The organism is Bacillus sp. SH7-1, from assembly GCF_008042405.1.
GTDB classification, from domain to species: Bacteria; Bacillota; Bacilli; order Bacillales; family Bacillaceae_G; genus Bacillus_A; species Bacillus_A thuringiensis_N.
The window spans coordinates 278,909-291,859 of sequence record NZ_QNUD01000005.1; the positions used below are offsets into that span (position 1 = coordinate 278,909).

Sequence of the window (12,951 nt, forward strand, 5' to 3'; positions counted from 1 at the left end):
CAATTTTCAATAAAAGGTGATTCGATGGCAAATGAGCAGGTACTAACAGCTGAACAGGTACTCGAGAAAGCAAGTCAATATTTAGCGGATGAAGATATTGAGCTAGTGGCACGTGCCTATGAATATGCACGTGATGCGCATAGCGAACAATACAGAAAATCGGGTGAACCGTACATTATTCATCCAATTCAAGTTGCAGGTATTTTAGTTGATTTACACATGGATCCAGCTACAGTATCAGCAGGTTTCTTACATGATGTAGTGGAAGATACAGAGATTACATTAGAAGATATTGAACGGGAATTTAATAAAGAAATTGCTATGCTTGTCGATGGTGTGACAAAGCTCGGAAAGATTAAATATAAATCTCATGAGCAACAACAAGCAGAAAACCATCGCAAAATGTTTATTGCAATGGCTCAAGATATTCGAGTTATTTTAATTAAACTAGCTGATCGTCTTCATAACATGCGTACATTGAAACATTTGCCTCAAGAGAAGCAACGTCGCATTGCGAATGAAACGTTAGAAATCTTTGCACCTTTAGCACATAGACTCGGAATTAGTACTATTAAATGGGAGCTAGAGGATACGTCACTTCGCTATTTAAATCCACAGCAATATTATCGTATTGTAAATTTAATGAAGCGTAAACGTGCAGAACGTGAAGAGTATTTAGACGAAGTTATGACTGGTATTCGTGAGAAATTAGACGAAGTTGCAATTCAACCTGAAATTTCTGGAAGACCAAAACATATTTACAGTATTTATCGTAAAATGGCACTGCAAAACAAGCAGTTCAATGAAATTTACGATTTATTAGCTGTACGTGTCGTTGTAAATAGTATTAAAGATTGTTATGCAGTGCTAGGAATTATTCATACGTGCTGGAAGCCGATGCCAGGTCGTTTTAAAGATTATATTGCGATGCCGAAAGCGAATCTATATCAATCTCTTCATACGACTGTAATTGGGCCGAAAGGTGATCCACTTGAAGTGCAAATTCGTACGAAAGAAATGCACGAAATTGCAGAATTCGGGATCGCGGCACACTGGGCGTATAAAGAAGGAAAAACAGCAGAAACAACAGGGACATTAGAGAAGAAACTAACATGGTTCCGTCAAATTTTAGAATGGCAAAATGAAGCTTCTAATGCAGAAGAATTTATGGAGTCATTAAAAATTGATTTATTCTCTGATATGGTATTCGTCTTTACACCGAAAGGCGATGTAATGGAATTGCCACTTGGATCTGTTCCGATTGATTTCGCGTATCGTGTCCATTCGGAAATTGGAAATAAAACAATTGGTGCAAAAGTAAACGGAAAAATGGTGACGCTTGATTATAAATTAAAAACAGGTGACATCATTGAAATATTAACATCAAAACATTCGTATGGCCCAAGTCAAGATTGGGTGAAACTTGCTCAAACATCTCATGCAAAAAACAAAATACGTCAATTCTTTAAGAAGCAACGTAGAGATGAAAATATTGAAAAAGGCCGTGAACTTGTTGAAAAAGAAGTACGTGGTCTAGAGTATGAAATGAAAGAAGTGTTAGCTCCTGACAATTTAAAACGTGTTGCTGAGAAGTTCAATTTTGCAAATGAAGAAGATATGTTTGCAGCAGTTGGATATAGCGGAATTACAGCGTCACAAATTGTTACGAGACTAACGGACAAGTTCCGTAAGCAACGTGAAGAAGAAGAGATTGTTGAAGTTAAAGAAGTTCGTAAACCGATGAAAATTCGAAAATGGGATTCTGGCGTTAAAGTAAGTGGTGCGGATAATTTATTAATTCGCTTATCAAAATGCTGTAACCCAGTACCGGGTGATGATATCGTTGGGTATATTACGAAAGGCCGAGGTGTATCGATTCACCGCCGTGATTGTGTAAATGTTCATACAGAAGAAGCTGTAGAACGATTATTAGAAGTAGAGTGGGAAGGTAGCCCTGAAAAAGAAATTGAGTATAACGTTGATATTGAAATTTCAGGTTACGATCGCCGTGGTTTATTGAATGAAGTATTGCAAGCTGTTACAGAGACGAAAACGTACATTTCAGCTGTTTCTGGTAGAAGTGACCGTAATAAGATGGCGACAATTAATATGTCAATCTCGATTCGTAACTTACAACATTTGAAAAAAGTAGTAGAACGCATTAAACGTGTTCCAGAAATTTATGCAGTACGACGCATGATGCATTAATAGGGAGTGTAGAAAAGATGAGAGTTGTTTTACAACGATCAAAAGAAGCGTCTGTCACAGTAGACGGTGAGATCGTAGGACAAATTCCGTTCGGTTTAACATTACTAGTTGGCATTACGCATGAAGATACAGAAAAAGATGCAACTTACATTGCAGAAAAAATTGCGAACTTACGTATTTTTGAAGATGAGAGCGGAAAGATGAACCATTCTGTACTTGATGTAGAAGGACAAGTTCTATCAATTTCGCAATTCACATTATACGGGGATTGCCGCAAGGGAAGACGTCCAAACTTTATGGATGCTGCGAAACCTGACTATGCAGAGAGTTTATACGATTTCTTTAATGAAGAGGTTCGTAAACAAGGTCTGCATGTAGAAACGGGGAAGTTCGGAGCAATGATGGACGTTTCTTTAATCAATGATGGTCCGGTGACCTTAATTGTGGAAAGTAAATAGTGTTGCTTAAAAAGAGAGGGTTATATAATCCTCTCTTTTTTATACATTGTTGTATGTTTTGTTCATTTATCCCGTTAGATGTGGGAATCGGGCAACCCGTAAAAGCCTGATTAAAGTTTTACTTGTTTTGAAATCAATAGCTGTTTTAGTTATGTATAACTCTCTAATCAATATGGAACAATAAAAAGTAAAACATCCATATTGAATGTGAGGGATATAGTATGCGTATGAATGAAAAAGGGCATTCTGTTACAAATGGTGCAAATCAACTATTTAACGTGAGTTTTCATGATTTTATTTCAAAAGAGCAAAACAACACTTCAATGGAGCTTGCTTCTGAATTTGGCATTTCTCTTCAAGATGTTAAGCGTCTAAAGAAGCAAATTGAACGTTCTTAGAGTACTTGACAATCCTACTCAACAAACGTATAGTAATTTTATATTTACATATGAATATAACCGTTGATAGAGAAGAGTAAATGAGACACACATGTAAAGAGAAGAAATGTCTTAGGCTGAAAACATTTCTGCATGATGACTGATTGAATGACACTCTAGAGGTTTCAACTTGAACGGCATATATGCTTAGTAGGGATGAACGCACATTTAAGCGTTATTAAAAAAGTGGAAGCATACGTGCTTCAATTAGGGTGGTACCACGGGTATAATACTCTCGTCCCTACTGTTCAAACAGTAGAGGCGGGAGTTTTTTTATTTTTATTAAGATTAAAACAATTTGAGGAGGAACTGAATATGTCTATTCAAATCCCACGCGGAACGCAAGATATTCTTCCAGGCACTGTTGAGTTATGGCAGTATATCGAAGGGCAAGCACGCGAAATTTGCCGTCGTTACAATTATAAAGAAATTCGTACACCAATTTTTGAACACACTGAGCTATTTTTACGTGGTGTTGGTGATACGACAGATATCGTACAAAAAGAAATGTACTCATTCCAAGATCGTGGAGAGCGTAGTTTAACATTACGTCCAGAAGGTACGGCACCTGTTGTACGTTCTTACGTTGAAAACAAAATGTTCGGTGACGCAACACAACCAACGAAATTATACTATATCGGTCAAATGTTCCGTTACGAAAGACCACAAGCAGGTCGCTATCGTCAATTCGTACAATTTGGTATTGAAGCAATCGGTAGTAACGACCCTGCAATTGATGCAGAAGTAATTGCACTTGCTGTAGAGTTTTACCGCGGCATGGGCTTGAAAAATATTAAAGTTGTATTAAACAGTTTAGGTGATGCGGCGAGCCGTCAAGCGCACCGTGATGCGTTAATCGCACACTTCGAGCCACGTATTGGTGAGTTCTGTTCTGATTGTCAATCTCGTTTAGAAAAGAACCCTCTTCGTATTTTAGATTGTAAGAAGGACCGTAACCATGAATTAATGGGAACAGCACCATCTATTACAGAATACTTAAACGAAGATTCAGCAGTATACTACGACAAAGTTCAAGAGTTATTAACGATGATGGACGTTCCATTTGAAAAAGATCCGAACTTAGTACGTGGTTTAGACTACTACCAACATACTGTTTTTGAAATTATGAGTGAGGCAGAAGGTTTCGGTGCTATCACTACATTAAGCGGTGGTGGTCGTTATAACGGACTTGTACAAGAAATCGGTGGACCAGAAATGCCAGGTATCGGTTTTGCGATGAGTATCGAGCGTTTAATTATGGCGCTAAAAGCTGAAAACATCGAATTACCAATTGAACATAGTATCGATTGTTACGTTGTAGCGCTTGGTGAAAAAGCAAAAGACCATGCTACAAAGGTTGCGTTTGATCTTCGTAAAGCTGGATTATCAGTTGAAAAAGATTATTTAGATCGCAAAATGAAAGCACAATTTAAATCAGCAGATCGTCTAAAAGCGAAATTTGTAGCTGTATTAGGGGAAGATGAGCTAGATAAAGGCATCATTAACTTAAAAGATATGGCAACAGGTGAACAAGAAGAAGTAGCATTAGATGTATTTGCTTCATACGTAGCAGAGAAATTAATATAGGGGGAACTTACAGTGGCTGAAAGAACACATGCATGTGGAAAAGTAACAGTAGAAGCAGTTGGACAAACAGTTCAATTAAAAGGTTGGGTACAAAAACGCCGTGACTTAGGTGGATTAATCTTTATCGACTTACGTGACCGTACAGGTATCGTACAAGTTGTATTTAACCCAGAAACATCGAAAGAAGCACTAGAAGTAGCAGAAACAATTCGTAGCGAATACGTATTACACGTAGAAGGTACAGTTGTTGAGCGTGGTGAAGGTGCAATTAATGACAATATGGCAACAGGTCGTATTGAAGTGCAAGCAACGAAAGTAAACGTATTAAATGCGGCGAAAACAACGCCAATCATCATTGCTGATGATACAGATGCATCAGAAGATGTGCGTTTAAAATATCGTTATTTAGACTTACGTCGTCCTGTAATGTTTAACACATTCAAAATGCGTCATGACGTAACAAAAACAATTCGTAACTTCTTAGACACAGAAGAGTTCTTAGAAGTAGAAACACCAATTTTAACGAAGAGCACACCAGAAGGAGCTCGTGACTATTTAGTACCAAGTCGTGTGCATGACGGTGAATTCTATGCATTACCACAGTCTCCACAGCTATTTAAGCAGCTTCTTATGGTCGGCGGATTTGAGCGTTACTATCAAGTAGCACGTTGTTTCCGTGACGAAGATTTACGTGCGGATCGTCAACCAGAATTCACGCAAATCGATATCGAGGCTTCATTCTTAACACAAGATGAAATTTTAGATATGATGGAGCGCATGATGACGAAAGTTATGAAGGATGCAAAAGGTGTAGAAGTGAGTGCACCATTCCCTCGTATGAAATATGCTGATGCAATGGCTCGCTACGGTTCTGATAAGCCAGATACACGCTTTGAAATGGAACTAACAGACTTATCTGAGTTTGCTGCAAGTTGTGGCTTCAAAGTGTTTACAAGTGCTGTAGAAAGCGGCGGACAAGTAAAAGCAATTAATGCAAAAGGTGCTGCGAGCAAATACTCTCGTAAAGATATCGATGCATTAACTGAATTCGTAAAAGTATACGGTGCTAAAGGGCTAGCTTGGCTTAAAGTGGAAGAAGACGGCTTAAAAGGACCGATTGCGAAATTCTTCGGTGAAGAGGATGCCAACGTGTTAATGACTACGCTAGAAGCTACTGCTGGCGACTTATTACTATTCGTAGCAGATAAGAAGAGCGTTGTTGCAGATAGCTTAGGCGCACTTCGTTTACGTCTAGGTAAAGAGCTTGAGTTAATTGACGAAAGTAAATTTAACTTCCTATGGGTAACAGATTGGCCGCTTCTTGAGTACGATGAAGATGCAGATCGTTACTTCGCAGCTCACCATCCATTCACAATGCCATTCCGTGAAGACGTTGAGTTATTAGAAACAGCACCGGAAAAAGCACGCGCGCAAGCATATGACCTTGTATTAAACGGTTATGAGCTTGGTGGTGGATCACTTCGTATTTACGAGCGTGACGTACAAGAAAAAATGTTTAAAGCACTTGGATTCTCACAAGAAGAAGCACAAGAGCAATTCGGATTCTTATTAGAAGCATTCGAATACGGTACGCCACCACACGGCGGTATCGCATTAGGTTTAGACCGTCTTGTTATGTTACTTGCAGGTCGTACGAACCTTCGTGATACGATTGCATTCCCGAAAACAGCAAGTGCAAGCTGTCTATTAACAGAAGCTCCAAGCCCAGTTGCAGAAGCGCAACTTGAAGAGTTGAACTTAAAATTGAGCTTGAAAGAAGAGAAGTAAGAATAGGGTCTAGATGGTTATACTAATACCATCTAGGCTTTTTTTATGGATGATTGAGAGAAGAGGTAAAGACAGGTTTACATTGTATTTTCCTTCTTGAAATATGTATTTTTAGGAATTCTATAACTTTTTCTATACAAATAGTCGGAAAAACGCTAGAATACATGGTAGACCATTTTTGTAATAGGAGTGTAGAGCTGAATGTTACATCAATTTTCACGTAATGAATTAGCCTTCGGTAAAGAAGGACTTGAAATATTAAAAAATAGTACAGTCGGTATTTTAGGAATTGGCGGCGTAGGGTCATTTTCAGCTGAAGCGTTAGCACGTTCTGGCGTAGGACGTCTCGTATTAGTTGATAAAGACGTTGTAGATATTACAAACGTAAACCGTCAAATTCACGCTTTAGTATCTACTGTAGGACGCTCAAAAGTAGAATTAATGAAAGAGCGTATTGCAGATATTAATCCAGAGTGTGAAGTAATTGGACTAGAAATGTTTTATACGGATGAAACATATGAAGAGTTCTTTAAGCACGGCTTAGATTTTGTAGTGGATGCATCTGATACGATTACGTTCAAAATTCATTTAATTAAACAATGTTTACGTCGTAAAATTAAAATTATCTCAAGCATGGGTGCAGCAAATAAAATGGACCCAACTCGTTTCCGTATTGCGGACATCTCTAAAACACATACAGATCCAATTGCGAAAGTAATTCGTACGAAGCTTCGTAAAGAGGGTATTAAAAAAGGTGTAAAAGTTGTCTTCTCTGACGAAAACCCAATCGTAATTCGTGAAGAAGTACGTAAAGAAATCGTACCAGACGAAAATGCAAAAATTCGTAAAGCGAAATTACCACCTTCTTCAAATGCGTTCGTACCATCTGTGGCTGGCTTAATTATGGCAAGTCACGTTGTACGTGAACGTATTAAAAACGTAGAAGTGAAGCGTGTAGGGCAAGAATAAAAAGAAAGCATATATCCTTCTAGGGTATATGCTTTTTCTATTATATTTTAAAGAACTACTGATATTTGCAATACTAATACTTCAAGTGTAAGTAATCCTAGTAAAGAATAATCGTATTTGTCCGATTTATAACCTGAGGTCTTTTTTAAACTATGAATGGTAAAAAGACCTAACGTTAGAACGAGAATACCGAGTATTATTTTGAAGACTATTAATGAAATAACAATCAGCTCCTTTTAATCGTATATGTTTATAGTAACATTTAAGTAAAATATATCCAATTTATTCGAGGAGTTCTTTGTATAGCAGTTCTACTTATTTTGTAAATATTTGTCGGTAAATCGATATTCCTTGTCAAATAGTCGATATAATTAAAAAATCGTTGATATATTGTAAGTTACGATAGATATATTCGAAAAATCGTAGATATAATTTCATTTACCAATATGCTGTCCACCGAAGAAACAAAAAAGGATGTCACTTAGCCGGAAAGTTGGGCTAGGTGACATCCTTTTTAATTCTCAGCAGAATATATAATATCTAAATTTCCATTTTGATCTGTCTTGAAAATGGGAGCGATCTGTTCTTCTTGTTCTTCAACCGAAACAAGTTTTCGAGCACGGTCCATAATTCTAACAAGCATCGCATAATCTTCTTCGATTGCTTGTTGTTTTTTTGAGAGTACCGCTAATTTTGCTTCAAGTTCATGATTCGTTTTTTTCAGGGACGTGAGCTGAGTCTGTAATACTTCATTTTCAGTTTGTAATTTTGCGAGTGAAGGGTTGTTATGCTCCAAATTTTGCAAAAACGAGATGATATTTTGCATTGTAAGTTCTTGTTTATTTGGCGTAATATCTTCTGAAAACTCGGCATCAATTACGAGTTGTTTCGTTTTCGTGAACTGATCTTTTTCTATTTTAGCTTCAGAACGCTTTAATTCTTTACGTTGTTTTTTCGCAAGTTGCACCGCATCTTCGTAATTCGGCCTTACTTCAGCATTCCATCTAAATCCGCAAGCTGCTGAAGTACGGTTCAATGTATCGCCGACTTCATCGAATGCTTTTATTTGTGTACTGCCGCTGCGAATGTGCCGTAAAACAGTTTCGGCTAAAAGGAGATCGTCTTCTTTTGTCCATGCATCTTGACGTGTTTTCATAAGCGAAGCCTCCATAATGGTGACGTTTTCGCTTAGGTTACCCTTTATTTTTCGTTTTATTCGAACTTTGTAATCTTTCATACACGGTAGAAAGTGCTTGTTCAAATTTCCCTGTTGTTTTCGGTTTATAATATTGTTTGTTTTTTATTTTATCAGGTAAGTATTGTTGTTGTACCCAGCCGTTTGGCTGATCGTGTGGATATAAGTATCCAATGCCTCTTCCAAGTGATTCGGCGCCTTTATAATGACTATCTTTTAAGTGACTAGGAATATCACCTGTTTGTCCGTTACGTAAATCGTGTAATGCGGCATCAAGTGCTTTATAAGCTGAATTTGATTTTGGTGATAAGCAAAGCTCGATAACGGCATTCGCAAGTGGTATGCGCGCCTCTGGGAACCCAACTCGTTCAGCTGATTCAATTGCTGCTAGTGTACGTGGTCCAGCCTGCGGGCTAGCGAGTCCAACATCTTCATATGCCATAATGAGAAGACGTCTACCGATGCTTTGTAAGTCACCAGCTTCAATAAGACGTGCTAAATAATGGAGTGCTGCATTCACGTCACTTCCGCGTACCGATTTTTGAAATGCTGATAATACGTCATAATGAGCATCCCCACCTTTATCGTGAACGAAGCTCTTTTTTTGCAAGCATTCTTCTGCAATTTCCAGCGTAATCTCCGCAGCTTTGTCATCAGTTGTAAAGCTAGATAAAACAGCTAGTTCAAGTGCATTATAAGCGGAACGCATATCTCCGCCTGATGCATTTGCAAAGTGATGTAATGCTTCAGGCGTAACAGTTACATCATATTCCCCAAGGCCTTTTTCTTTATCTTCAAGTGCTCGTTTTAAGCCAGTTAAAAGATCGTCTTCTGTTAGGGCGTGTAACTCGAAAATTTGACACCTACTCCGAATAGCAGAGTTTATCGCATGAAATGGATTGCTCGTCGTTGCACCAATTAAAGTAAGAAGTCCACTTTCTAAATGAGGTAATAGAAAGTCCTGCTTTGCTTTATCTAGACGGTGCACTTCATCTAAAATTAAAACAAGATGTCGATGCATCTTCGCTTCTTGTACGACAACTTCCATATCTTTTTTATTATGAGTAACAGCGTTTAATAGGCGAAAAGGGGTTCCGGTACTTCCTGCGATTGCGCTAGCGATTGATGTTTTTCCGGTGCCTGGAGGACCGTATAAAATCATAGATTGAAAATGATTTGCTTGGACCATTCGCCATAAAATCTTTCCTTCACCAACTAAATGTTGTTGTCCGATAATTTCTTGAATATTTGTAGGGCGCATTCGATGTGCGAGTGGTTGTTTCATTTTACCGTCTCCCTTAATGTATAATCTCTTTCTATCGTATCATTTTTTTTATTGGAATTTGAAATAGGATGCTGTTTTGTGGGAAAAATGAATATTAATATTTTCATTTTTCTTTCAATTGTAATAATTTCCGAGTTTTTCAATGTGATTTTATGTTATCATTTTGATACACAAGTTGAAATTTCTTATAATACTATATTATGCTATAATTTCATAGGATTTTAAATTGTGTTCTTTTATAAATAAGATATAACCAATAGAAGTGAAAATTTGAAAAGAGGTGCAAAATAGATGAAGATTTCAACGAAAGGCCGCTACGGCTTAACAATTATGATCGATCTTGCAAAAAAGTTTGGTGAAGGTCCAATTTCATTAAAATCAATTGCGCAGGCACATGATTTATCTGAACATTACTTAGAGCAATTAATTTCACCACTTCGTAATGCTCGTCTAGTAAAGAGTACACGCGGAGCATATGGCGGATATGTATTATCAGATCAGCCAGTTAACATTACAGCTGGGGATGTAATCCGTGTATTAGAGGGTCCGATTAGTGTTGTAGAAATGATAGAAGAAGAAGAGCCAGCACAACGCCAATTATGGATGCGTGTTCGTGATGCGGTGCAAGAAGTGTTAGATAGTACAACGTTAGAAGATTTAGTACGTTACGAGGAAGAAAATCACGGGGGCTATATGTTTTACATTTAATTCCTTGTGAAACGATTTGGAAAGAAGGAGATTTAATGGAACGCATTTACTTAGATCATGCTGCGACATCTCCGACTCACCCAGAAGTGGTCGAAAAGATGATTCCATATATGACAGAAACATTCGGAAACCCGTCTAGTATTCACTTTTATGGACGTCAAACGCGCCATGCAGTAGATGAGGCGAGACGCGCATGTGCACGTAGCATTCATGCGAATCCGAGTGAAATTATATTTACGAGCGGTGGTACAGAAGCTGATAATTTAGCGCTTATCGGTGTGGCGCGTGCGAACCGTCATAAAGGTAAACATATTATAACGACGCAAATTGAACATCATGCAATTTTGCATACGTGTGAATTGTTAGAGCGTGAAGGGTTTGAAGTGACATATTTACCTGTTGATGAAACAGGTCGCGTTCAAATTTCTGACATACAAAAGGCATTAACAGAAGAGACAATTCTCGTATCCGTTATGTTTGGGAATAATGAAGTTGGGACGATGCAACCAATAGTGGAAATAGGTAAGCTGCTAAAAGAGCATCAAGCTTATTTCCATACAGATGCGGTACAAGCTTACGGCTTAGTAGAAATTGATGTGAAAGAGTTTGGCATTGATCTATTATCAATTTCAGCTCATAAAATTAACGGACCAAAAGGTGTAGGGTTCCTATACGCTGGTGCAAATGTGAAATTTGAACCGTTATTAATAGGCGGGGAGCAGGAAAGAAAACGCCGTGCTGGTACTGAAAATGTACCAAGTATTGTTGGGTTACAGCAAGCAATTTTGTTAGCTGAAAAAACTCGTGAGCAAAAAAATGCCCAATATGAAGAGTTTAAAGATATAATGGTATCTGTCTTCAAAAATGAAGACATTACTTTCGAGGTAAACGGAAACTTAGAATATCGCTTACCACATGTGCTTAATATTAGTTTTACAGGAATGAACATTGAACCATTTCTTGTGAACTTAGACTTAGCTGGCATTGCAGTGTCAAGTGGTTCGGCTTGTACAGCTGGTTCAATTGATCCATCACATGTATTAGTGGCGATGTTCGGAAAAGACTCCGATCAAATACGTTCATCCGTACGCTTTAGTTTCGGACTTGGAAATACGAAAGAGCAAATTGAGAAAGCGGCGTACGAAACAGTGAAAATCGTGAAGCGATTAACACAAAATTAGCATGGGAGGTGACATGATGAACAAACTACCTCGCGAAACACGCGTTGTCATCGGGATGTCCGGTGGCGTCGATTCATCTGTAGCAGCTCTTTTATTAAAAGAGCAAGGTTATGATGTAATCGGAATTTTTATGAAAAACTGGGATGATACGGATGAGAATGGTGTCTGCACAGCAACAGAAGATTACAATGATGTAATTGAAGTGTGTAACCAAATCGGTATTCCGTATTATGCAGTAAACTTTGAAAAACAATACTGGGATAAAGTATTTACGTACTTCTTAGATGAATACCGAGCTGGTCGTACACCAAACCCAGATGTAATGTGTAATAAAGAAATTAAATTTAAAGCATTTTTAGAGCATGCAATTGCGCTTGGTGCTGATTATGTAGCGACAGGCCATTATGCACGTGTTGCTTATATGGACGGCGAATATAAAATGCTTCGCGGCGTCGATGACAATAAAGACCAAACGTATTTCTTAAATCAATTAAGCCAAGAGCAATTATCAAAAACAATGTTCCCGTTAGGTGAATTAAAGAAACCGCAAATTCGTGAAATGGCGAAAGAAGCTGGCTTAGCGACAGCGGCGAAAAAAGATAGTACAGGTATTTGCTTCATTGGTGAGCGTAACTTTAAAGATTTCTTAAGTAACTACTTACCAGCACAACCAGGTGTAATGCAAACATTATCTGGTGAAGTGAAAGGGAAGCATGACGGTTTAATGTATTATACAATTGGACAACGTCATGGCCTTGGAATTGGTGGTAATGGTGATCCATGGTTTGCTGTTGGGAAAAATCTAAAAGAAAACATTTTATATGTTGATCAAGGATTCCATAATGAACTTCTATATGGTGATGAAGTTATTGCTACGAATGTAGGATGGGTAAGTAACAAAGAAAAAGAAACAGAATTTAAGTGCACGGCGAAATTCCGTTATCGTCAAGAAGACAATAAAGTAACGGTTCAAATCGTTGATGAAAATACAGTTCGTATTCTTTGTGATGAGCCAATTCGTGCAATTACACCAGGACAAGCAGTTGTTTTCTATGATGGAGATGAGTGCTTAGGTGGTGCTACAATTGATGAAGTATACCGTAGCGGTAAGAAATTGGATTATTTAGGATAAAAC

The 12,951-nt window shown here is 38.0% G+C and carries 11 protein-coding genes and 1 other annotated feature; of the genes, 9 read left to right on the forward strand and 2 right to left on the reverse strand.

Going from position 1 to position 12,951, the window contains the following annotated elements; translation table 11 throughout:
* Positions 1 to 24: 24 nt before the first annotated feature.
* The 6 genes from relA (at position 25) to DN390_RS04780 (ending at position 7,447) form a co-directional block, all read left to right on the forward strand.
* Positions 25 to 2,208 (forward strand): GTP diphosphokinase, encoded by a 2,184-nt coding sequence (gene relA, locus DN390_RS04760; protein ID WP_097951225.1) that lies wholly within the window; start codon positions 25 to 27, stop codon positions 2,206 to 2,208.
* Positions 2,209 to 2,225: 17 nt separating this feature from the next.
* A complete protein-coding gene (locus tag DN390_RS04765; RefSeq protein ID WP_147806715.1) occupies positions 2,226 to 2,666 on the forward strand; it encodes a D-tyrosyl-tRNA(Tyr) deacylase in 441 nt (146 codons plus the stop codon).
* Positions 2,667 to 2,887: 221 nt separating this feature from the next.
* The gene (locus DN390_RS30565) at positions 2,888 to 3,064 is read left to right on the forward strand and encodes a hypothetical protein (RefSeq protein ID WP_048531368.1); all 177 of its coding nucleotides are present in this window, start codon (positions 2,888 to 2,890) and stop codon (positions 3,062 to 3,064) included.
* A gap of 54 nt (positions 3,065 to 3,118) precedes the next feature.
* Positions 3,119 to 3,349: a binding site (T-box leader), on the forward strand.
* A 69-nt stretch (positions 3,350 to 3,418) separates the two neighbouring features.
* A complete protein-coding gene (gene hisS, locus DN390_RS04770) occupies positions 3,419 to 4,690 on the forward strand; it encodes a histidine--tRNA ligase (RefSeq protein WP_060633186.1) in 1,272 nt (423 codons plus the stop codon).
* A gap of 12 nt (positions 4,691 to 4,702) precedes the next feature.
* A complete protein-coding gene (gene aspS, locus DN390_RS04775; protein ID WP_147806716.1) occupies positions 4,703 to 6,478 on the forward strand; it encodes an aspartate--tRNA ligase in 1,776 nt (591 codons plus the stop codon).
* Between the two features lie 201 nt (positions 6,479 to 6,679).
* Complete coding sequence (locus DN390_RS04780) at positions 6,680 to 7,447, forward strand: tRNA threonylcarbamoyladenosine dehydratase (protein WP_060632367.1); 768 nt, start codon at positions 6,680 to 6,682, stop codon at positions 7,445 to 7,447.
* Positions 7,448 to 7,961: 514 nt separating this feature from the next.
* On the opposite strand, the gene DN390_RS04795 is transcribed toward DN390_RS04780, so the two are convergent.
* Both DN390_RS04795 and DN390_RS04800 read right to left on the reverse strand, forming a co-directional pair.
* Complete coding sequence (locus DN390_RS04795; protein ID WP_097951228.1) at positions 7,962 to 8,603, reverse strand: RsfA family transcriptional regulator; 642 nt, start codon at positions 8,601 to 8,603, stop codon at positions 7,962 to 7,964.
* A 37-nt stretch (positions 8,604 to 8,640) separates the two neighbouring features.
* On the reverse strand, positions 8,641 to 9,927 hold the full coding sequence (locus tag DN390_RS04800) for a replication-associated recombination protein A (RefSeq protein ID WP_147806717.1): 1,287 nt from the start codon (positions 9,925 to 9,927) through the stop codon (positions 8,641 to 8,643).
* 291 nt (positions 9,928 to 10,218) lie between these two features.
* On the opposite strand from DN390_RS04800, the gene cymR reads away from it, so the two are divergent.
* Genes cymR through mnmA form a run of 3 tightly spaced genes read left to right on the forward strand, consistent with a single transcriptional unit; the run spans position 10,219 to position 12,948 of the window.
* Complete coding sequence (cymR, locus tag DN390_RS04805; protein WP_000704117.1) at positions 10,219 to 10,635, forward strand: cysteine metabolism transcriptional regulator CymR; 417 nt, start codon at positions 10,219 to 10,221, stop codon at positions 10,633 to 10,635.
* A 35-nt stretch (positions 10,636 to 10,670) separates the two neighbouring features.
* On the forward strand, positions 10,671 to 11,816 hold the full coding sequence (locus tag DN390_RS04810; protein WP_147806718.1) for a cysteine desulfurase family protein: 1,146 nt from the start codon (positions 10,671 to 10,673) through the stop codon (positions 11,814 to 11,816).
* Positions 11,817 to 11,832: 16 nt separating this feature from the next.
* A complete protein-coding gene (mnmA, locus tag DN390_RS04815; RefSeq protein ID WP_139846657.1) occupies positions 11,833 to 12,948 on the forward strand; it encodes a tRNA 2-thiouridine(34) synthase MnmA in 1,116 nt (371 codons plus the stop codon).
* The last annotated feature ends 3 nt before the right edge of the window (positions 12,949 to 12,951 follow it).

Excerpts from the sequence above, each read along its gene's own strand:
- DN390_RS04810 (WP_147806718.1), top strand. The coding sequence starts at position 10,671 with ATGGAACGCATTTACTTAGATCATGCTGCGACATCTCCGACTCACCCA.
- DN390_RS04765 (WP_147806715.1), top strand. The coding sequence starts at position 2,226 with ATGAGAGTTGTTTTACAACGATCAAAAGAAGCGTCTGTCACAGTAGAC.
- DN390_RS30565 (WP_048531368.1), top strand. The coding sequence starts at position 2,888 with ATGCGTATGAATGAAAAAGGGCATTCTGTTACAAATGGTGCAAATCAA.
- DN390_RS04795 (WP_097951228.1), bottom strand. The coding sequence starts at position 8,603 with ATGAAAACACGTCAAGATGCATGGACAAAAGAAGACGATCTCCTTTTA.
- hisS (WP_060633186.1), top strand. The coding sequence starts at position 3,419 with ATGTCTATTCAAATCCCACGCGGAACGCAAGATATTCTTCCAGGCACT.
- DN390_RS04780 (WP_060632367.1), top strand. The coding sequence starts at position 6,680 with ATGTTACATCAATTTTCACGTAATGAATTAGCCTTCGGTAAAGAAGGA.
- DN390_RS04800 (WP_147806717.1), bottom strand. The coding sequence starts at position 9,927 with ATGAAACAACCACTCGCACATCGAATGCGCCCTACAAATATTCAAGAA.
- cymR (WP_000704117.1), top strand. The coding sequence starts at position 10,219 with ATGAAGATTTCAACGAAAGGCCGCTACGGCTTAACAATTATGATCGAT.
- relA (WP_097951225.1), top strand. The coding sequence starts at position 25 with ATGGCAAATGAGCAGGTACTAACAGCTGAACAGGTACTCGAGAAAGCA.
- mnmA (WP_139846657.1), top strand. The coding sequence starts at position 11,833 with ATGAACAAACTACCTCGCGAAACACGCGTTGTCATCGGGATGTCCGGT.